Here is a 20606-nt window from a genome sequence, read left to right as displayed (position 1 = left end):
TCGGCTGCCGCTGGCGGGCGGGGCGCACGCAGTGCGGCGGACGCTAGGAAGGGGGCTGCCCGCTGTCAATTGCCGCACCGGTCAGCCTGCGCCGTTGCCATCCAGCACGTTGTCGACCACGAGCACGGGCAAGAGCGGCGTGGCGACCAGCACGCACAGGCCGAGCAGCGCGAACAGGCCGTCGCGCGTGAGCAGGCCGGTCGCCATGAACAACACCGAAACCCCCAGGATCGACGACGAGAAGGGCACGATCTCGAGCACCGGCATCGACAGACCGGCGAGCAGGCAGCACACCTCGATGGCCTTGCGCCCGGGGCGGTGACCGACGAGCACCGAGAACCGCTCCCTTGAATGCGTGTCGAGCCAGCGGGCGAAGCGGGCGAGCCGGGCCAACGCATTGCGCGCGCGCTCCCCGCTGATGGTCTGCCGGGTGAAGCGATCGGGCAACCAGAGGTAATCCTGCCCCGGCCAGAGCATCTGCCCGGCGATGAGCGCGATGGTCAGGCCGCAGAGCGACGAGAAGAACGGAATGCCCGAGAGCGGCGAGACCACGAGCAGCGCCGGCACCATCAGCAGCGGCAGAAAGGAGCGGCGACCGAACGCCTCGATTGCGTCGCCGAGCGTCACCCTCTCGTTCTGCGACGGGCCCTCGAGCCGGGCGACGATCTCCTGCACCGGGCCGAGGCCGGATCGACCGTGCCGGGCCACCGCGTCGTCATAGGTCTGTGGATCGCTCTGGTCGGTCATTCGGTCGCTCTCGATGGGAAATCGGCCCCGTGGCCGAAGCGCGCGCACCGGCCCGCGCCGACACCGCTCTCACGCCTTACCTAGGCGCGAAGCCTCCTGTCGGAAAGCGCCGGGCGCCGCAGCTGTTCCGTGACATCGGCAGACGGGCGAGCGCGGCCGGCGGGCGGCGCATCAGGAACACCGCCCGCGGCACACCGTTAACCCGGCGACCATCCGCCCGAGCCCGACACCGCCGTCCGGCCGCGCCGCGCCAGGAGAGAGAGACCGATGCCCGATGCCCCCACGATCCCGCCGCAGGAGCAGGACAGGATGCCAGCCCTCGAAGGGCCGATGACCCCGCAGCCCGACTGCATGCCCCGCCATCCCGGCGTGGGCAAGCTGACGGGCAGGGTGGCCCTGATCACCGGCGGCGACAGCGGTATCGGCAGGGCGGTCTCGGTGCTCTTCGCCCGGGAGGGGGCGAATGCCGCCATCGCCTACCTGAACGAGCACGAGGACGCCGAAGAGACCAAGCGGCTGGTCGAGGCAGAAGGTGCGAAGGCGCTCGCCATTCCCGGCGATCTCGGCCGTGCAGAGCAGTGTCGGCACGCGGTGGAAAAGACGCTCGAGGCGTTCGGCCGGCTCGACATCGTGGTGAACAACGCGGCGCAGCAATGGCTCGACCGCGGCCTCGAGGACATCGACGAGGAGTTCCTGCGCCGCATCGTCGACAGCAACGTGATGAGCGCCTTCTTCGTCACCCAGGCCGCGCTGCCCCACCTCGGCGAGGGCGCGTCGATCATCTACACCACCTCGGTCAACGCCTTCAAAGGCAATGCCGGTCTTGTCGCCTATTCGACGACGCGCGGCGCGACGCTGGCCCTTGCCCGATCCATGGCGAAGGCGCTGACGCCCAGGGGCATCCGCGTCAACGCCGTGGCGCCGGGGCCGATCTGGACACCCCTCATCCCCGGCTCGATCCCGGCCGAGAACGTCGGGGATTTCGGCACGCAGACGGCGATGGGCCGTGCCGGCCAGCCATGGGAAGTGGCAACCTCGTACCTCTTCCTCGCCTCCGACGACGGCAGCTATTTCTCGGGCCAGTGCCTGCACCCGAACGGGGGCACCGTGGTCAACGCCTGAGCGGTCGGCGCAATGGCAGAGCTCTCGGCGGAGCTGTTCGGCGCCCCCGTCCTTTCCTGGCCGGTGCTCCTCGTGCGGCTGGGCGGCGCCGCCCTCCTCTGTGCGCTGATCGGGCTGGAGCGCGAGGTCAAGAACCGGCCGGCCGGGCTGCGCACGCATATTCTCGTGGGGCTGGCTTCGGCCGTCTATACCCTCATCATGGTCGAGCTCGTGAGCCGCGCCGACAGCTACGCCGACACCGTCCGAACCGACCCGATCCGCATCATCGAGGCGGTCACGAGCGGCGTGGCCTTCCTCGCCGCGGGCATGATCATCTTCACCGGCGACAAGGTGCGCGGGCTGACCACCGGGGCGGGGCTGTGGCTGTCGGCCTCGGTCGGGCTGGCCGCCGGCCTCGGCCTCTGGCCGCTGGCTACCCTCTCCACCGTTCTGGCGCTGATCGTCACCCGGCTGCTCGGATCGCTGGAGCGGCGCGGCGAAAGGGCCCTCACCCGCCGGCGCGGCGGCAACGACGAGCGCCCGGGCGTTGAGCGCCGGCCGCCTGGCGCATGATCGAGGCCGCTCTGGCGCTCGTCCGCGAATTGCCCCATAGACCGCCCGGACCTTAAGGCGGCCCCGCCGGGCATGGCGGCACGCGGACAGGAAACGAGCGAGCCTTCGCCATGAGCATGATCTTCTTCGAGATTTCCGATCTGCGCCGGTTCGTGGCGCAGTATCAGCACCCGTCTGGAATCCAGCGCGTCGTGCTCAACCTGATCCACCAGGTCGCCGAGCGTGTGGGGGGCGATCGGGCGGCTCTGGCCTTCCTCGATTTCGGCTCGGGCGAGTATCGCTGGCTGCCGGTGGCCGAGATCCCCGGAGGCGTGGCCGACGTCGCCAGCCTGTCGATGGCGCTCGGCGGCGACGGCGCGAAGGGTAGCCCCCTGCCCACGCTCGGGCGATACATCGATCGGCCGCTTGCCTATCGCTTCCACAGGGCGATCCGCGACTGGAACGCCGCGCGCGGGCGCGAGGCGCATTTCGCGCAGCGCAACAGCTCCATCTCCGAGTGGATGGATGCGAAGGCGGAAGCCGCGGGGCGTGCCACGGCGCGCCGCCCCGCGCCACGCGACCTGTCCGCCGACGCCCGACCCGGCGACACCTTGGTCGTGCTCGATGCCGCGTGGCGCGACCGCCGGATCATCGAGATGCATCGCCGGGCGCACGAGGCCGGCCTTCAGGTGGCGCTGCTGGTGCATGATCTCTGCCCAATCCTGTGCCCGGAGCTCTTCCCGCGGCAATCGGCACTCGAGTTCCGCGACTGGCTGACCGCGACGATGGCGTTCACCGACCGCTACCTCGCCAATTCGCAAGCCACCGCGGCAGACCTGCGCGCCTTTCTCGACGCGCATGGCAGCGAGGCCCCGATCGACGTGATACCGCTGACCCAGTCGCGCCTCGTCCTGCCGGACGAGGCGGCGGCGAGGGCGCCCGCGGTGCGCGCGGGCCGTGATCGCGTCGACATCCGCCAGGGGCTGAGCGATTCCGTGGCGAGCCTGTCGACGCGGCCCTACGCGCTGTCCGTCGGCACGCTCGAGATCCGCAAGAACCTCTGGGCGCTGGCGCAAGCCTGGGACAGGCTGCGCGCCGACACCTCGCTCGACGTGCCCCGCCTCGTGCTGGCCGGCCGCGCCGGCTGGCTCAACGAGGATTTCGAGAAGCTGATGGCGGCCACCGGCAATCTCGGCGGCTGGATCCGGGTGGTTCACGGGCCGACGGATGCCGAGCTCGACCACCTGTATCGCAACAGTCTCTTCACGGTCAGCGTCTCGCTGAAGGAGGGGTGGGGCCTGCCCATCGGCGAGAGCCTCGGTTACGGCAAGACAGGCGTCGTGTCTGGCGTCTCGTCGATGCCCGAAGTCGGCGGCGACATGGTGGAATACTGCGATCCCCGCTCGATCTCGTCGATCGAGGCGGCCTGCCGGCGGCTCGTGGCCGACCCCGACCACCGCGCCGCCCTCGAGCGCCGCATCGCTCGGGCGCGGCTGCGCGGCTGGGGCGACGTGGCGGACGATCTCGTGGGCGCGATCGGCCGGCAGCGGTAAGGCCGGCGGCGGGCGGGCCGGCGGCGGGCGGGCCGCGACCGGCCGCCGTGCGGCATGCCGGCCAGTCGGACACGGGCCGCGCAGGCGGAGAAGCCGCGAATTATTGCCGAAAGGTCAACCGGGGTGCGGCGGGAACGCTCTGACCAGAAGTCGGTTTCTGCCCGTCGCCGTTTGCTTTTCGTCAATCCAGACCATATAGTGATTCACTGTAGAGGGCCGGATGGAGCACACGGTTCGTCCGGTGGGGTTGTGCCGGCACCGGCAGACCGAGAGGATTGACGACATGCTTGCGGGAGCACCCAAGACAAGCCCGGAGGCGGCCAAGGAGCAACGCGCCGCACTGGGACACTGGCTGAAGAAGCTGCGCGAGGAGCGCGGCCTGTCCCAGAGGGATCTCGCCGACAGGCTCTCGCTCGATTACTACACCTTCATCTCGCAACTCGAGAACGGTCGGGGCCGCATACCGGTGCACCGCTATGCCGAGTGGGCGCAGGCCCTCGGGGTCGAGCAGCGCCAGTTCGTCAAGACGTTGCTTTTCTACTACGAGCCGACCACCTACAGCATCCTTTTCGATGACGACGTGTCCTGACTGGGGTACGGACGGCTTCGTCTTCCGGCATGGTCTTCACAGGGTTGGCTGAAGGTCGGCGCGCATGAGCAACATCTTCGACTTCCCCCCCGGCCCGTCCGACAAGAAGTCGACAGAATTCCTGTGCGAGACAGTTGATCTCGTCCAGTTCGACGATCTCTCGCGCAATGCCATCTCAGAACCGGCCGGGCCGTCCGCCGAGAATGTGGACTGGTCGAACCAGGAGCTTGCGAGCATCTACCATGTGCGCAGCCTGCTTACCGCAGCCGGCATGAGCACCGTGGTCGATCGCGGCGTCACCGACGAGGGCGACCCCTGGTGCGTCTTCTGCCGAGCGGATGGCGATGTCTTCATTCACCTGTGCCGGATCGACGGGCGCTATCTGCTCGACAGTCCCAGCCTCGGGCAGCCGCTCGCGGGCGAGACGTTCGGCGAATTGATCGACGCGTTCTCGGCTGGCGCGCTCGCCCCGTCGCCCGGCGCATCCGCGCCCGGGCTGGGTCGGGTCGTGCGCCTTCACCGCGGCGACAATGTCGTCCTGCATCCGGTCACCATGCTTGCGGCCCTCGTCTGGACGCTGCTGCTTGAATCCGAAGAGATCGTTCTGTTGCAGGTCGATCCCGAAGATGCCGCTGCCAATGCGGCCCGGATTGTCTCCCCGGACGGCGGGCCGGGGGTCGATGTCGGCTCCGGCCTGCCGATCGAGGAGCCCCTTGCCGCGACGACCGACGCCGCGACCGGAGATGCGGGGCGCGGGCTGGACGATGGGCGCACGGCCGTCTCCGAGGGCGCCGGCGGGCAACGCGATACCCTGAACAAGGCGGGGGGGGTGCCGCTGGTCTCCGGCGTGGCGGCCGGCCTGAGTTCGATCGCCATCGCCTGCGGGTTCATGTCGGAGGGCCTTCTCGGCGAGACGGGTCGGCTGTCAGTCTCGCCGCTCGACGAGCCGATCCCCACCCCCGCGCAGGACGACGAGGCGGATGCGTCGTCAGGCCCCCGCGAGGCTGGCCTCGCGGTCATCGCGGGCGCGCGCAGCGCGCCCGAAAGCGGCACGAGAGCGGCCGAACCGGGCACAGAGCTCGTCGCCGGCCGGCCGGATGAGCGCGAGGGCGGATTGCCCGGTGTCGCACAGGCCGATGGGCTCCTGCCGCTCGGGGTGAGTGATGCCCCGGTGGATGCCGCGATCGTGGCGGCCACACCCCGGGTTGTCATTCAACCGGACGCGACCGGTCAGCCCCTCGCCTTCCTGGGCATGTCGGCGAACGCGATTGGCGAGAATGCGCCCGATCAGCGGGCCGGCGACGTTGGCCTCCCGACGGCGATTCTCTCGATCGATGATCTGGTCGACATGCTGCCGGCCGAGATACGTCCATTCGACTTCGACGGTTTCAGGGTCAAGGCGAGCTTCGATCTCGCGTCCATCGGCGGGATGGGTGGCGAGATGGTCAATGCCGCCTTGGCTGTCGCGCACGGTGACGAGGGCAAGCCCGGGGTCGATTCCCTTCTGCTCGGGTCGCTGCCGCAGTCCGCGGCCGGCTCGACGACCGCGCCCGCTCGCCAGATTGCCTCGACGGACGAATCCGGCATCGACAGCCTCTCCCCCACGCCGCCCGTGTGGACCGAGCCGGTTGCAGAACTGCAGGCACCCGACCGCCCCGGTCAAGGCGGGCAGGTCGATCATGCAGCCGTCGTCAGCCAAGGGGGTGCCGAGGCCCATGACGGCCGCGTCGCTTCGGCGGGGCATCAGCGCGAGCAGGTCCATCCCATGTTCGACCAGACGGCAGAAGAGTTCATCCTCTTCGTGAGTTCGCGCACGGATGATCTGGAGACGCTGGCCCTGAACGATGCGATCATGCTTGTCGACATGGGTCTCACGGAAAGCCCCGTCTACATGACATGGGGTTTGCCGGACGGCGGCACCGTGACCACGCTCGTCGCGCAATCCGAGTATGAGGCGTTCGGTCTCCTGGTCTGACCCGGAAGCGCGGCATGTCCCCGCGCGTGGCTTGATTGCCCACAGCTGCTGTCGGTTCTCCGTGGCGGCCTGATCACCGGCTGTCCGGAAACGGATGTCGAAGGGTGACGGCGCCCGAAACGCGAGGCCGCTATTCCTCCGTCATGCTCTTGCGGACAGCGTCCATGAGAGGGGCAGACAGGTAGGTCAGGACGCTTCTTTCCCCCCCGGTCACGACGACGTCGGCCGGCATGCCCGCGGTCAGGCGCGCCTGCACGTCATCCTCGATATCCTCGTCGGCGACATGAACGCGGGCGAGAAAATAGGGCGCTTCCTGCGGATTCTGCGGCTCGATCACGTCGTTCGAGACGCTTTCGACGGTCCCGAGCACGAAAGGGGTGAGCCGCGCCTTGAACGCCGTGAAGCGGACTTCGGCTTCCATCCCGGGAAAGACGTTGTCGGCGTCGATCGGCGCCACGCGAGCGTTGATGATGAGGCGCTCGTCCTCGGGGACGAGCTCCATCAATACGTCGCCAGGACGAATAACGGCCCCGACCGTATGCACCTTGAGGTTCTGGATGGTGCCGGAATCGGGCGCCCGGACCTCCGTCCTGGTCAGCACGTCCTGCGCCACCTTCATGCGCTCCTGGAATTCCGAGATCTGGCTGCGGATCTCCTCGAGCTCCGAATTGGCGCGCTCGCGATATTCCTGCGTCGCCTGGAGTCGCTGCAACTCGGTCTCGCTGATCGTGGTCTTCGCCGTCGCGATCTCCGAGATGACGCGACCGAGATCGGCCTCGATCTGGATCAACTCGTCCTGACGCTGAGACACCAGGTTGGTCTGCACGAGACCTTGCTGCGAGCCTTCCGTCATCCTGTCGACCATCTCGCGATAATTGGCGAGGCGGCGCTCCAGCGCATCCCGTTGCTGTTCGAGGCCGGCAATCTGCTCGTGCGTCTGGTCGATCCGCGCATCGAGGATCTCGACCCGCGATTGCAACAGCGACCTGCGATCGACGAAGAGTTCGAGCTGATCGTCGATCACCTCGCGGATACCCGGCCGCTCGCTCTCGGCGAGATGGTCCGGCAGGCTCATCTCCTCGGCGGAGGAGCGCTCGGCGAGCAACCGGGCCTCGACGATCCGCGCGAGATCGAGACGGGTCCGCACGACCTCGAGGTTGGAGCGCGCCTCGACAGAGCTGAGGCGCAGCAGAAGATCGCCCTCGTCAACGGAATCGGCCTCCGCCACGTGGATTTCCTCGACGATGCCGCCCTCGAGATGCTGGACGACCTTCCGGTTCCCCTCGAGGGAGATGACGCCCGGCGCGATGACCGCGCTGTCGATCTTGGCCACGGCGGCCCAGACGCCGAAGACGCCAAAGGTGAGGAAGACGATGGCGAACCCGAAGAGGGTCACGGGGCGAATGCTGCGAGCTTTTGCCAAGTCGTGGTCCTTGCGTTCAGTGTCGGGGCGGGTCGCGGGGCTGGGGCCGCGCGATCAGCCCGGCGCGCTCGGGTTGAGCGCGACGACAGAGGGTTTCTGGCCATCGGCACGGGCGGCGTCGCTCTGGCCCTGCGGCTTGAACATCTCCTTGGTCGGCCCGAACTTTTCTACCCGGCCATCGACCAGCATCAGGGTCTTGTCGGACAGGGCGAGCAGGCTCGTCTTGTGGGTGACGAGCACAACCGTCTTGCCCTTGCCCTTGAGCGTCTTGACGCAGTTCATCAGGGCCTGCTCGCCGTAACTGTCAAGATTGGAGTTCGGCTCGTCGAGGATGACCAGGGAGGGCTCGCGGAAGACGGCGCGCGCGAGGCCCACGCGTTGGCGCTGCCCGCCCGAGAGCACGTTGCCGCCGTCGCCGACATCGGTGTTGTAACCCTCGGCGAGCTTCTGGATCATCTCGTGGGCGCCCGAGAGGGTGGCGGCAGACACGATCTCGTCGTCCTTGCCGTCATCCTGGAAGCGCGAGATGTTCTCGCCCACCGTGCCGCGGAACAGCTTCACGTCTTGCGGCAGGTAGCCGACATGGCGGCCGAGCTGCTCGGGATCCCAGTGGTCGAGCTCGGTGCCATCGAGCCGGACGGCGCCGGTGGCCGGCTGCGACGCGCCGACGAGGTGACGCACCAGCGTGGTCTTGCCCGATCCGCTCGGCCCGATGATGGCGAGCACCTCGCCGGCGTCGATGCCGAACGAGACGTTTCGGAGGATCGTCTCGCGCGTGCCGGGGGCGACCGCGACGACCTGTTCGACCGTGAGCGCACCGCGCGGTGCGGGCAGCGCGACACGCTCTGGGTCTTCGTCAATCGTGGCGAAGAGCTGCCTGAGGCGCGTGTGCGCGTTGCGCATTGCAATGAAATGCTTCCACTGCCCGACCGCCTGCTCGACGGGCGCCACCGCCCGGCCCATCACGATGGACGCCGCGATCATGATGCCCGGCGAGATCTGCTGCTGAATGGCGAGGTAGGCCCCGACACCGAGAATGGCGATCTGCATCGACATCCGCACGAATTTCGACGTGGCGACGACGCCGCCGGCCCGGGCGCTGGCCGTGGCCTGGTTGTCGAGCATTTCCTCGTGCTGCTTGCGCCACCGCGCCGACAGGGACCGCTCCATCCCCATGGCGCGGATGACCTCGGCGTTCTGGAGAGCGGTGCTGGCGAAATGCGAGGCGCCCTGCGAGGCACGACCCGCTTCCGACAGGCTGCCGCGCGTGGAGAACTCGTTTATGAGCGCGAGCGCGAAGATGATGAGCGCCCCGACCGTCGCCACGATGCCGAGCCAGGGGTGGAAGGCGAAGCAGAGCGCGAGAAAGAGCGGCACCCACGGCGCGTCGAAGAACGCGAGCACACCCTGGCCGGTGATGAACTCGCGCACCTTGTCGATGTCCTGCAGGGCGACGTGGGCGGCGCTGTTGGGGACGGCTGCCTGCTGCTTGACCGCGCGGTGGAACACGGGGTTCGCCAGAACCTCGTCGAATTGCAGGCCCGCCCGCACGAGCAGCTTGGAGCGGGTGAATTCCAGAAGGCCGTAGCTGACGAGCAGGGCGACCGCGATCACGGTCAGCATGATCAGCGTCGTCTCGTTGCGGCTGGCCAGCACGCGATCATAGATCTGCAACATGTAGATCGGACCCACGAACATCAGCAGGTTCGTGCAGAAGCTGAACACGAGCGTGGCCGCGAAAGCGGATCGATACTTCCGATAGGCGAGATCGAGCGACGTCTTTTCGCGCATGGGTGGGGGCGTCCTTCGGTCAGCGTCGCGTTTGGGCGGCGTGGTAGGCAGCTTCCATAGGTTTCTAATGTACGCCACGAGCGGTCCCTCGACAATCCAAAGGAAACGCAGCCTGCAGCATTGGCAACGGTCGAGCGCCCTCCTCGGGAAAGCCGGGCCACCATGGCGGGCATTGGTTTCCCGACGATTAAGGCGGGCGGATCCCGGCCTCGCTCCGGCCGAGAAAGAAGAAGCCTCCCGATCTCTCGGGAGGCTTCGGGGTTTCAGTGCCCCTGTCTGAGCCGAGGCAAGCCGGATCAGATGAGGAACGCGGCTTCGTCGATGGTGGTGACGCCGGTGAGGTCGATCACGTCGCTCGGCACACCATTGTCACCGGTTCCCTCGATACGCAGACGGCCGGTCGACGAGTCGAGGGCGATCTGGCCAACACCATCCCCGTCGCCGTTGTTGATGAAGGTCAGCGCGTCGGCAGCATTAGAGAACACTTCTACATCGATCGAGGCAAAGCCAAAGGCCGAAAGGTCAATGATGTCACCATCGCGATCGGCGAGCGTGACTTCACCACCTTGGTCGGCGTTGTCCGGGTCTTCGAGGACCGTGTTCGCTTGGAAGTCGACGATCGTGTCCGCACCCGGCAGGGCAGCGTCACCCTGGAACAGGATGAACGTGTCGTTCCCGGCCCCTCCGGTCAAAACGTCGGCCCCGCCACCGCCGGTGATGAGATCGTCGCCCTCGCCGCCGTCGATCACGTCGTCGCCGTCACCGCCGGTGAGGATGTCGTCGCCCGTGCCGCCATCAATAGTGTCGTCGCTGCCCGAACCGATGATCTCGTCGTCACCCGCACCGCCGTCGGCGGTCAGGGTCCCGTCATCGGTCGTGCCGACGTTGATGCCGTTGAGGAAGTCGTCGCCGTTACCGAACAGCACGGTCACGTCACCCTCAGTAGCGTACGCATTGCTGTTAACGCCCACGGCACCCACGGCACCCGGAGTGTCGCCATTGCCAGACTCCACGGCCTGGACGCCGCTGGCGTCGATCGTGGTCACGCTCGACAGATCCTGACCCGCACCCACCAGGGTGACACCCGCGTTGCCCGAAATGTTGAGAGCCTCCGCATCGCCGGCGACGAGCGTGAGGGTGCTCGGGCCGGTCGGGTCGTCCATCGTGTCGGTGTCGGGATCGTCGAACATCGACGTGATGTTCAGCGTCTCCACACCGGCCGCCACGATCCGGTTGTCAGCGTCGTCGAGTTGCTCTGGACCGGTGAGCATGATGTTCAGCACGTCGTCGGTGCCAACAGACGTTGCGTCGGTGACGTTGATGGTCACGCCGCCGAACGAATCCCCGGTCAGCTCGAAGGTGCCGCCCGAGGCCATGTTGTCGAGCGTCAGCGTGCCGTTCGGCGTGCCGACGTTGCCCTGTTCGATCTCACCCTGGAAGAAGGTTACGCCGGAGCCGTTGTCCGAGAAGCCCAGGGGCGGAACATCGCCCTGGAGCGGATCGAAGTCGAACGTCACCTCGCTCGTCGCCGTATTGTAGTTGACCGCCGTCACATTGGGATTGTTGGCGATGATATCCCCGCCGGCGGCAACGATCGCGCCGCCCACCTGGTCGATGGTCAGGTTCTCGCCAAGCACGATGCGCGTGTCGCCGATGACGATCTCGCCACCGGTCGCGTCTGTTCCGCTGGTGATCTCCAGCGTCTGCACTTCTGCCGTGCCATCGACACCGGGTGTGGACTCGGACACGCTGGCTTCAAGATTGCCTTCCGACACGTTCGTGTAGGCCGTGCCGCCTTCGAATTCGATCAGGTCGGGCACCGCGCCCTGTTCCGGATCCCAGGTGACCTCCACATCGTCAAAGCCGTCTGGGGCAGCGGTCACCGGCAGACCTGCCGCATTAATAGCGGCCACGACCTTGTCTCGAACCTCCGGTTGTGTGTCGCTGATCAGGACATTCACGCTGACCGGCGTGAAGTTACCGTCGCGATCAGGGATCAGCACCTCAAACGTGCCAGAGGAGTCCGGCACAAGCGAGTCGAACGTCTGCACCTCGGACGTCCCATCGGTCCCGTCAACTTCCGAAAAGTTTCCATTGACAGTTGAGGGGTTGTCGCCCGCGTTCACGTCCGGATTAACGACGTCACCAAGCGCGGAGTCGTAGACGACGTCGATGAAGGAGGCGCTTCCAATGTCATCCAGGTCAATTGCGCCCGGCGTTGCGGCGAGGATGTCAGCTTCGTTCGCCAAGATCAGGTTCTGGATCTGAGCCGCATTGGCATTGTTCGGGATCGTGATGCGAACTCCATTAACGATGATTTCACCGCCATCTGCGTCCGCGTCAGAGGGATCAAGAGCTTCCCGCTCGTTTACTGGCGCATCAGACGATTCCGGCCCCCCATTCGAGATGACGTAGCTGATGTCGTCGAGGTTGGCGAGGTCGATGACCACGTCTTCCCCGGGGGCGACCTCATTGACTTCGAGCTTTTCGAAGCCGTCGATCTGGTCTTCGAACGGAACGGCCTGGTTGCCGGCATCCGTAAGGTCGTCGAACATGGCGCCGTCGCCCTTGAGGATGTCTTCACCCTCGCCGCCCTGCAGGTCGGCCGTGCGCCCGACGACGAAGTTGCCGCCGATGTCGAGCTCGTCGTCGCCCGCACCGAGATCGACCGCGGCACCTTCGGCCAGATTGGAGTTGATGACGACCATGTCATCGCCCGCTCCTGTCGAAACACCAGTGTCGGTCAGACTGCCGCCCCCGGTCGTGAGCATGTCGTCGCCCTCGCCGAAGGTTGCCGTTTCAAGGGCGTTACCGGCCAGAACGCCCACGTCGCCGGTCGTGGTCGATTCGACCGTCTCGAGGCCGTTAAGCGTGGTCGTGAGGTCCAGCCCCGCGTCACCGGCTATGTTGAGCGACGTAATGTCAACATCACCGAGGCTGTTGCTCAGCGCCGTGGCGACATCCCGCCCGAGCACGGTAAAATCGAGCCCGGTGATGTTGCCACCGCCCTCGTCCACGTTGAGGTTGGTAATGTTGGCGTTGTCGAGGACGAAGGCCTGCGTGAAGTCACCTGTCACGGCGCCGCCGTAATTGACTATGTAGCCCTGGTCGAAGCCGCCAATCATGCCGATCGTGACGACCTCTTGGACGTTCAGAACGCTGAGAACCTCGTTCGAGTTGTTGTTCCAGATCTGCTCGGCGCCGGTAACATTGGTGAAGTCTATCGCCTGCGCGCCGACGTTCCGCGCCTGGATAAAGAAATTCTCGATGTTCGAGATCGCCAGGGGCTGGGTGATATCGGCGCTAGGGTTATCAAAGGGGTCGCCGGCACGGGGCGTGCCGTTGAGCTGGATGTCGATCCGGTCGGCTCCGTCGCCACCGTCGGCCACGTCGCTGTCGTTCAGCGTCTGCTTCTCGGTGACGCCGCCGCCATCCTGGATGGCCACGAGCCCGGCCGTGAACAGGTCATCGCCCGCGGTGCCGGTGACGTTGTCGGTGCCGACGGTAAAGTTGTCGGCGCCCTGGACCGTGACGGTCACGGTCGCGGTGTCGGTCGCGCCAAACTCGTCCTCGATCTCGTAGGTGAAAGTGTCGTTCGCGGTCTGGCCGGAGTTTAGGCCGTCGAACGCGCCGTTCGGGTCATAGGTGTAGCTGCCATCGGCATTCAGGGTCACGTTGGCACCCGATGCCAAGGTGACCGAGGCGCCGACATTGCTCGCAGCACCTTCGACTGCGGTGACAGTCAGCGGGCCGCCTTCGGGATCGGAATCGTTCACAAGGACGCCCGGCCCCTCGACCGTGACTGCGGCGCTCTCACCGGTCGTCACGCCGCTGTCGTCCACGGCGACAGGCGGAGCATTGCCCACAGACGCCACAAAAGTATCGGTCGCAGCCTTGGCCGCGTCGACCGATTCGGTCGTCTCGTCGACCGTTGCCACGGCGGCCTGAGCGGCGGCCTCGGCCTCGGGGATCGGATTGCCGTCGGCATCGACATAGGAGAAGCCCGGCACGTCGAGAAGCGACGTGGTGAAGAAGAGGGCCGATTCGGTCTTGTTCGCGAGGGCCACCTCGTCAAGCCCGCGGGCGCCGAACGCGATCTGCTCAATCGCTACCTCGACGGGAATTTCGCCGCTTTCGATCCGCGGAACATAAAAATCGCGCCCGACGTCGTCGAGCCCGCGGTTGAAGAGGTTCTGGTACACGTCCTCGAGGAAGTTCTCGATACGGCCTTCGGTCAGGAAGCCAGGGGTGCCCAGAAGCGGATAATTTTCACGTGCCTCGTCGGAAACAGAAAAGCTCTCCGCCAAGCCGACGAGAGACAAATCCTGCTCACCGGCCACGCGGAGCCAGTATGCAAAGCCGTCTGGATCCGGCGCACGGTTAAAGTACGAGATGTACAACGTGACCAGCTGTGTTGGTGTGATCGACATTCCTTAGCCCTCTCTGGTTCTTGCGGAGCGCAAGCTCGACGTTCGTGGCACGCGACCGACCCACCGCTCCTCGATGATCGCCCTAACGCCTTCGCGCCGCGCGGGCAAGCGGAAAGGTAGCGCGATTTTCATACTGCGTGCAAATTGGCACCACCTTGCCGAACTGTCTGCGCCGCCCGCTCGGGGCGCAGGCGTCGCCCGGCGCCGCAGCGGCGCGGGTGCCCGTGACACACCCGCGGCAAGAGCGTATCACGAGCGCCGCGCCAGAACGCGCCACCGACGCGCGCTGCAGAGGAAAGATCCGTGACTGAGCCAGAGCAGCCACACCCGCAGGGCCGCGAACCTGCATCGCGCGAGACGGCGCCGGCCGACAGGAAAGCGCCCGACCACCGCGGGGGCGAGACGAAGCCGCGCCCGCCCCTGCACAAGCGGCTCGAACGCGGCCTCACCGCCCTGTTCAAGCTCGGGCGCACCGAGGAGATGGCGAAACGCGCAAGCCGGTCGGTCGCACGTATCGACGATGCGCTGTCCGAGCTGCGCCAGCATGTCGACGATGCGCTGTCCGAGCTGCGCCAGCATGTCGACGGCCTTCAGCAGAACATCGAGCGAACGACCGACCATACCAACCGCCTGCAGGTCGGCTTCGAGAAGCAGTCCGACGATCTGCTCGAGGCCTTCGACCGGGTCCAATCGGCCGACGTAGCGGTAGAGCGCGCCACGGCGGAGCGAACGACGCTGCGCCGCGAGCTGTCGCTGCGGCTGGACGCACTGGAACTGGCCGTGCGCAACATGACGGCGCGCCTAGCCGGCGCCGGGCGCGGCGCCGAGACCGGGGGGCACGCGCCGCCGGCCCTCCCCGGCGACACCTCCGCCGCCGACACCGACCCCGACCACGCAGCGTTCCTCGACCGCTTCTACCGCGCCTTCGAAGACCGGCATCGCGGCTCGGAGGAAAAGATCATGCGCCGCCTGCGTGTCTACCTGCCGGTCGTCAAGGAAGCCTCAGCGCGGACGGGCGGGCGCCCCGCGCTCGACCTCGGCTGCGGCCGGGGGGAATGGCTGACGCTCCTGCGCGAGGCCGGCATCACCGCGACCGGCGTCGACAGCAATCCCGAGCAGATCGCCGACGCCATCGAGCGCGGGCTCGACATCCGCCTTGGCGACGTGCTCGCCGCGCTCGACGAAGCGGAAGACGGCAGCCTGTCGGTGATCACGGCGCACCATGTTGTCGAGCATTTGCCGTTCGATCTGGTGGTGCGGCTCGTGCGAAGGGCGTTCCGCGCCCTCGCGCCGGGGGGCGTGCTGATCGTCGAGACGCCGAACACCTCGAACGTGCTCGTCGGGGCGACGACGTTCTTCACCGACCCCACCCACCTCAAGCCGATGCCCGAGCATATCCTCGGCGTGCTGTTCGAGACGGCAGGCTACGCCCCCGTGCGACTGATGCATCTCAATCCGCACGAACGGCTGGAGGACGCCCTCGCGCGTCCGGGCTTCGACGCGGAGGTCGCCCACCTGCTCTACGGCCCGCAAGACCTGGGCGTGGTCGGCACCAAGCCCGAGCCGATGGACGCGCCGTTCGACGTCGCATTGGGCGGGGGCCCATTGGACGGAAACCCGGTGGACGGGAACCCGGTGGACCGGGGCTCGCCCGACCGGGGCGGGGGCGCCTGATGCGGGTCGCCCTTCTCAACACGCAGGTCCCCTTCGTGAGCGGAGGCGCGGAGCGCCACGCCGCGCGGCTGGCCGAGGCGCTGCGCGCGCACGGACACGAGGCCGTCGAGGTCACGCTGCCGTTCAAGTGGTATCCCGGCGTCACGCTCGCCCGGTCGATCGTCGCGGCCAAGCTGCTCGACGTGTCCGAGGCGGCAGGCGTTCCCGTCGACCTCGCCATCGGGCTGCGCTTCCCGGCCTGGCTGATGCACCACCCGAACAGGACGTTCTGGATCATCCACCAGTACCGGCAGGCCTACGACCTCTGGGAATCCGGCGACAGCGAACTGCTGGACGACCCCGAAGGCGCCGCCCTGCGCCAGACGATCCTCGCCGAGGATCGCGCCGCGCTCGGCGCGGGCGCGCCGCTCTTCGCCAACTCGCGCAACGTGGCGGCGCGACTCGACCGGTTCCTCGGGCTCGAGGCCGAGCCGCTCTACCACCCCCCGCCACTGGCCGACCGTCTCGCCCCGGGGGAGACCGGCGATTACATCTTCGCCCCGGGCCGGATCACCCCTTACAAGCGGCTCGACCTGATGATCGAGGCGCTGGCCGAGGCCGGGCGCGGGCCCCGCCTCGTCGTGGCCGGCGCCGCAGATGAACCCGCCTATCTCGACCGGCTGCAGGCGCTCGCCCGCGCGCGCGGGGTCGACGACCAGATCGAATGGCTCGGCGCCATCGACGACGACACGATGATCCGACGCTACTCCGGGGCGCGGGCGGTGGTCTTCGCCCCGAAGGACGAGGATTACGGCTACATCACGCTCGAGGCGATGCTGTCGGCCAAGCCGGTGCTCACCGTGACCGATGCCGGCGGGCCGCTCGAATTCGTCGGCGACGGCGCAGAGGGGCTCGTGGCCGCGCCGACGCCCGCCTCGCTCGGCCGGGCCTTCGCCCGCGTGACCGAAGACACGGCGCTGGCCGAGCGGATGGGCGCGGCCGGCCGCGCCCGCTACGACGCGCTGAGCCTCGACTGGGAGCACGTCATCAGCCGTTTGCTCGCGGACGCCCCGACCCTCTCCCACGCGCCGCCGCCACCCGCCGCGCCGCAGAGCGCGCACCGGGAGGATGCGGTCGCCCGCCTGCACGCGGCCGTCGCTCCGCCCTCCGCATCGGGGCTGCCCGTCGCCTCTCCCCGCGACGCGGCAAGCCGTTTTTCGTTCGATGCTCCAGCGAGCGGGGGGGCATCCGACAGCCCCGCCGTCGATCGCGTCGCGGCCGGGATCGAGGCAGCCTGGCCCCGTTGCGCGGCGGCCATCGGCGCGCTCGAGGGACTGGCGCCACAGACGATCCTGGACATCGGCATCTCGGCCCCGCCCGTGCTCACCGCGCTGCTCGCCGCGCGCTTCCCCGGGGCGCGCCTGCTCGGCCTGTACGAGGGCCCCGGGCCGAGGACGGAACGCATCCGCGATCACGGCGAGGGCGCCGACATCGAGGTGGAGGTCGCGGCGGCCGACCCCGAGCGCGACCGCTGGCCCTGGGAGGACAGTTCCATCGACCTCGTCGTGGGCATCGAGGTGCTGCAGCGCTTCGCCCTCGACCCATATCACGCCCTGGCCGAGGCGAACCGCGTGCTGGCGCCCGGCGGTCACCTGCTTCTGACGACGCCGAACATCGCATCGCACCGCGCCGTCGGCCGGGTTCTCGGCCTTGAGGCGCCCTATGCCTCGGGTGGTTTCGCGCCTGCGGGTGGCGTGTCCGCCCGTCACAACCGCGAGTACGCCCCCCGCGAGTTGCCCCTGCTGGGCGAGGCGGCAGGCTTCGGCACCGTCAGCCTTTCGACGCACGACATGGGCGGTGCATCCGGCGAGGACGGCATCGACCCCGCAACGGCCGCGTTGCTGGCACGGCAGGGACACCCCCTCGAGCTGCGGGGGGAGACGATCCTCTACCTCGGGCGCAAGGACGGTCCGCCGCGCGGGGCGCCGGAGCGCCTCTACACGGGTGATCCGACGTGCATGGCCGGGCGGCTCGCCCTTGCGGGCGGCCCCGATCCGGAGGGGGGCGCCGACATCGCCCTGACCAACACCTCCACGGGCTGGTGGACAGTGGACGGGCCGCAGCGCACGACCCTTCTGGCGGAATGGCTCGACGCCGAAGGGAGGTGTCACGGGCGCCGCGCCCTGCCCGGCCCGGGCGACCCGGTGCCCCCCGGCGCGACCGCCCATGTCACGCTCGCCGTCGACGGAGCGCCGCAGGGGAGCACACCGGGCCGCATCCGCCTGCACCTCTGCCAGAAGGGGGCGGGCCCCTTCTCGGGCACCGGCCGCGCCGCACCGCTCGATCTGCCCTGCAGCCGGGAGGCGTTCGACCGTCTCGGGCGGCCGGCATGACCGCCGCGCGCGACGGGGGCGGCGCCACTGCGCGGCCACGGGTGCACTGGGTCTCGCCGCTGCCACCGGCCGAGACCGACATCGCCCACTACACCGCCCGCATCCTGCCCGAACTCGCCGAAGCGACCGACCTCACGCTCTGGACGGACGCGCCGAGATGGGACTGGCGGCTCGAGCGCCATGCGCCGGTGCGGATGCTCCACCCCGGCCGCGCGCTGCCGCGCGACTTTGCGGGCGAGACCCGCGCCGACGGACGGGCAGAGGCGATCTTCATCCATATCGGCAATTCCTGGGTCTTTCACGCCGGCCTTCTGCGGCTCGCGATGCGCGTGCCCTCGATCGTCGTGCTGCACGACCTCGCCATCCAGGAGCTGTGCCTCGGCACCGTGGCCAACGGCATCCTGCCGCCGGACGACTACCTCGCGGCCATGTCGCGCTGGTATGGGCAGGCCGGCGCCGAGTTCGGCCCCCGCCTGCTCGAGCGGCGCATGATGCCGCACGACCTCGCCGCCGTGGCCCCCGGTTTCGAGATCGTGCTCGACCGCGCGGCGGGCGTGCTGACGCATACGGGCCTCGCCTTTGAGCGGGTGGCGGCGCGGCGCACGACGCCCGCCTGGCGGCTGGATCTGCCGTTCCGTGCCACGCCCGGGCCGCCGGGACGCCTGCCTGCGCACGGCCCGCTGCGCCTCGTCCAGTTCGGTCACATCTGGCCGAACCGCCGGCTGATGGAGGTGCTCGACGTCCTTGGCGCGCTGAAGGACGAGCTCGCCTTCCGCTTCGACATCATGGGCCGGGTCTGGGACGAGCAGGCCGTCGCGGCCCGTGCCGCCGCGCTCGGCATCGCCGAGCGCGTGCGGGTGCACGGGTTCGTCTCCGAGGGCGAGCTCGACCGGCGGCTCGCCGAGGCCGACCTCGTGTTCAACCTGCGCTGGCCGACGATGGGCGAGGCCTCGGGCAGCCAGTTGCGGATCTGGAACGCGGGCGCCCCCTCGGTCGTCACCGACGCCGGCTGGTATTCCGAGCTCGACGAGACGACCGTGTTCAAGACGCGCATCGAGAACGAAGCCGAGGGCCTGACGGCCCTGCTGCGCCGCCTCGCCGCCGACCGGTCTCTCGGGGCGGAACGCGGGGCCGCCGGGCGCGCGCTCCTCGAGACACGGCACGCGCCGCGGGCCTACGCCCGCGCCATCGCCGAGATCGCCCGCAGGAGCCCCGGCGCCCTGCACGACACAACGCTTGCGCGGGCGGTCGCCCCGGTCACCCGGGCGGTCGCGTCCGGAAGCGCCGCGGCCGCGCTCTACACGCGCGCCATCGCCGCCGGAATCAAGGGCTAGACAGGCGGCCGGGCGCCTGACTCGGGGCGCCCGCGAAGCGTGGCCGGATCGCGGGGCGCGCCGATCGCGGCGACGCCGGGCGCGACCGCTTCCTCGGCCGGCTGCGCCGCGACGTCGTGCGCCCCGTCGCCGCGGATGCAGGCCTCGATCACGCCGCGCGACACGGCCTGTCGAAACCTCAGCCCGGCATAGCTTGCGTTGGCCCATTGCACGCGCCCGATCCGGCGGAAATGGGGGCACGTGACCTCGACCATGTCGCCGATCTCGAGTTCGACCTCCTGCAGGCGCAGCCGCGCGCCGTAAATCGAGATGTCCTCGACACGTGTCTCGTCCACGAGGTCGCCCACCCGCATCCGCGCCCGTACCCGGCAGGGATAGCGCCGTGCGCCTGCGGGCCGGCCGACGAAGTGCCAGTGAATCCAGGCCGCTGCCAGGATCGCCGGAGCGACAAGTGCCGCGACCCGGCCGGCGATGGCGTCGGGACCCGGCATCCCCGCATCCCCGGCCGCGCCGGGCAGGGGTGCGCCCTCTTCGCCCGAGCGACGGATGACGGCCGGGGCGAGACCGCCGGGATCGTCGGCCGGTGCGCGCGGATCGCGGGCAGCGGTCGCGGGGGGCCGGGGCGTGACGACCCGACCGTCGAGAGAGCCGTCCATCGCCGGCAGGTCGCAGGCAGGCAGCAGCCACCGCAACTCGCTCGCCGCACGGCGGAGGCTGGTGGCAAACGCCACCGGGGACGGGCTCGCCCGGGCCGACCGGTAGGCGAGGGACAGCGCGAGAAGCTGGCGGGACAGGTCGACCTGCGCGGCCGCGAGGGTGCCGATCTGCTCGATCCGCGCCGCGGCAACGTCTGGTGGCGGCATCCGCCCCTCGAGCGCGTCGGCTGCCTCCGTCTCGACCTCGAGCAGCAGGGCGCACAAGGCGTCGGCCGCGGCCGTGCCGCCGCCGAGCGGCAGCACGGCGAAGACCGCGGCAATGGCCCAGGGCGGCGGCCGGAAGCCATGGCGGACCGCGCGTATCATGGATCATCCTAGTCACCCACCCGGTGAACGGGCGGTGAACGGG

13 protein-coding genes are annotated in these 20606 nt (G+C 68.7%); 8 read left to right on the top strand and 5 right to left on the bottom strand.

Going from position 1 to position 20606, the window contains the following annotated elements; all coding sequences use genetic code 11:
• Positions 1–81: 81 nt before the first annotated feature.
• Positions 82–747, bottom strand: coding sequence for an exopolysaccharide biosynthesis protein (locus tag DLJ49_RS01855; protein ID WP_115391823.1), 666 nt, complete (start codon positions 745–747; stop codon positions 82–84).
• 267 nt (positions 748–1014) lie between these two features.
• Between DLJ49_RS01855 and DLJ49_RS01850 the strand changes: the two genes are divergently transcribed.
• The 5 genes from DLJ49_RS01850 (at position 1015) to DLJ49_RS01830 (ending at position 6517) form a co-directional block, all read left to right on the top strand.
• Positions 1015–1869, top strand: a complete 855-nt coding sequence (locus tag DLJ49_RS01850; RefSeq protein WP_115391822.1) for an SDR family oxidoreductase — start codon at positions 1015–1017, stop codon at positions 1867–1869.
• Between the two features lie 12 nt (positions 1870–1881).
• Positions 1882–2421, top strand: coding sequence for an MgtC/SapB family protein (locus DLJ49_RS01845; protein ID WP_115391821.1), 540 nt, complete (start codon positions 1882–1884; stop codon positions 2419–2421).
• A gap of 110 nt (positions 2422–2531) precedes the next feature.
• Positions 2532–3953, top strand: a complete 1422-nt coding sequence (locus DLJ49_RS01840) for a glycosyltransferase family 4 protein (protein ID WP_115391820.1) — start codon at positions 2532–2534, stop codon at positions 3951–3953.
• Positions 3954–4236: 283 nt separating this feature from the next.
• Positions 4237–4542, top strand: a complete 306-nt coding sequence (locus DLJ49_RS01835; protein ID WP_115392079.1) for a helix-turn-helix domain-containing protein — start codon at positions 4237–4239, stop codon at positions 4540–4542.
• Between the two features lie 64 nt (positions 4543–4606).
• Positions 4607–6517 carry a prolipoprotein diacylglyceryl transferase gene (locus DLJ49_RS01830; protein WP_115391819.1) on the top strand — a complete coding sequence of 637 codons (1911 nt, stop codon included), beginning with the start codon at positions 4607–4609 and terminating at the stop codon, positions 6515–6517.
• A gap of 130 nt (positions 6518–6647) precedes the next feature.
• Here DLJ49_RS01830 and DLJ49_RS01825 read toward each other — a convergent pair whose 3' ends face one another.
• From DLJ49_RS01825 to DLJ49_RS01815, 3 genes are all read right to left on the bottom strand, one after another.
• Positions 6648–7913: an HlyD family type I secretion periplasmic adaptor subunit gene (locus DLJ49_RS01825; protein WP_158547375.1), complete on the bottom strand. Its 1266-nt coding sequence runs from the start codon at positions 7911–7913 to the stop codon at positions 6648–6650.
• An 81-nt stretch (positions 7914–7994) separates the two neighbouring features.
• Positions 7995–9731, bottom strand: a complete 1737-nt coding sequence (locus DLJ49_RS01820) for a type I secretion system permease/ATPase (protein ID WP_115391817.1) — start codon at positions 9729–9731, stop codon at positions 7995–7997.
• Positions 9732–10027: 296 nt separating this feature from the next.
• Positions 10028–14161, bottom strand: coding sequence for a beta strand repeat-containing protein (locus DLJ49_RS01815; RefSeq protein ID WP_147277254.1), 4134 nt, complete (start codon positions 14159–14161; stop codon positions 10028–10030).
• Positions 14162–14464: 303 nt separating this feature from the next.
• On the opposite strand from DLJ49_RS01815, the gene DLJ49_RS01810 reads away from it, so the two are divergent.
• Genes DLJ49_RS01810 through DLJ49_RS01800 form a run of 3 tightly spaced genes read left to right on the top strand, consistent with a single transcriptional unit; the run spans position 14465 to position 19541 of the window.
• Positions 14465–15835, top strand: a complete 1371-nt coding sequence (locus tag DLJ49_RS01810; protein ID WP_233488619.1) for a class I SAM-dependent methyltransferase — start codon at positions 14465–14467, stop codon at positions 15833–15835.
• On the top strand, positions 15835–18207 hold the full coding sequence (locus tag DLJ49_RS01805; RefSeq protein WP_115391815.1) for a glycosyltransferase: 2373 nt from the start codon (positions 15835–15837) through the stop codon (positions 18205–18207). The genes DLJ49_RS01810 and DLJ49_RS01805 overlap by 1 nt, the downstream gene beginning before the upstream one ends.
• Entirely contained in the window at positions 18204–19541 is a 1338-nt protein-coding gene (locus DLJ49_RS01800) for a glycosyltransferase (protein ID WP_115391814.1), read from the top strand. The genes DLJ49_RS01805 and DLJ49_RS01800 overlap by 4 nt, the downstream gene beginning before the upstream one ends.
• Here the strand turns inward: DLJ49_RS01800 and DLJ49_RS01795 are convergent.
• A complete protein-coding gene (locus DLJ49_RS01795; protein WP_115391813.1) occupies positions 19538–20563 on the bottom strand; it encodes a PilZ domain-containing protein in 1026 nt (341 codons plus the stop codon). The two genes, DLJ49_RS01800 and DLJ49_RS01795, sit on opposite strands and share 4 nt — an antisense overlap.
• Positions 20564–20606 lie beyond the last annotated feature (43 nt).

Source organism: Rhodovulum sp. 12E13 (genome assembly GCF_003340565.1).
In the GTDB taxonomy this organism is placed as follows: Bacteria; Pseudomonadota; Alphaproteobacteria; order Rhodobacterales; family Rhodobacteraceae; genus HLUCCA09.
Note: the sequence above shows the minus strand (reverse complement) of the source record. Positions and strands in the feature narration are given on the sequence as shown.

Excerpts from the sequence above, each read along its gene's own strand:
- DLJ49_RS01855 (WP_115391823.1), bottom strand. The coding sequence starts at position 747 with ATGACCGACCAGAGCGATCCACAGACCTATGACGACGCGGTGGCCCGG.
- DLJ49_RS01830 (WP_115391819.1), top strand. The coding sequence starts at position 4,607 with ATGAGCAACATCTTCGACTTCCCCCCCGGCCCGTCCGACAAGAAGTCG.
- DLJ49_RS01850 (WP_115391822.1), top strand. The coding sequence starts at position 1,015 with ATGCCCGATGCCCCCACGATCCCGCCGCAGGAGCAGGACAGGATGCCA.
- DLJ49_RS01835 (WP_115392079.1), top strand. The coding sequence starts at position 4,237 with ATGCTTGCGGGAGCACCCAAGACAAGCCCGGAGGCGGCCAAGGAGCAA.
- DLJ49_RS01845 (WP_115391821.1), top strand. The coding sequence starts at position 1,882 with ATGGCAGAGCTCTCGGCGGAGCTGTTCGGCGCCCCCGTCCTTTCCTGG.
- DLJ49_RS01805 (WP_115391815.1), top strand. The coding sequence starts at position 15,835 with ATGCGGGTCGCCCTTCTCAACACGCAGGTCCCCTTCGTGAGCGGAGGC.
- DLJ49_RS01815 (WP_147277254.1), bottom strand. The coding sequence starts at position 14,161 with ATGTCGATCACACCAACACAGCTGGTCACGTTGTACATCTCGTACTTT.
- DLJ49_RS01840 (WP_115391820.1), top strand. The coding sequence starts at position 2,532 with ATGAGCATGATCTTCTTCGAGATTTCCGATCTGCGCCGGTTCGTGGCG.
- DLJ49_RS01800 (WP_115391814.1), top strand. The coding sequence starts at position 18,204 with ATGACCGCCGCGCGCGACGGGGGCGGCGCCACTGCGCGGCCACGGGTG.
- DLJ49_RS01795 (WP_115391813.1), bottom strand. The coding sequence starts at position 20,563 with ATGATACGCGCGGTCCGCCATGGCTTCCGGCCGCCGCCCTGGGCCATT.
- DLJ49_RS01820 (WP_115391817.1), bottom strand. The coding sequence starts at position 9,731 with ATGCGCGAAAAGACGTCGCTCGATCTCGCCTATCGGAAGTATCGATCC.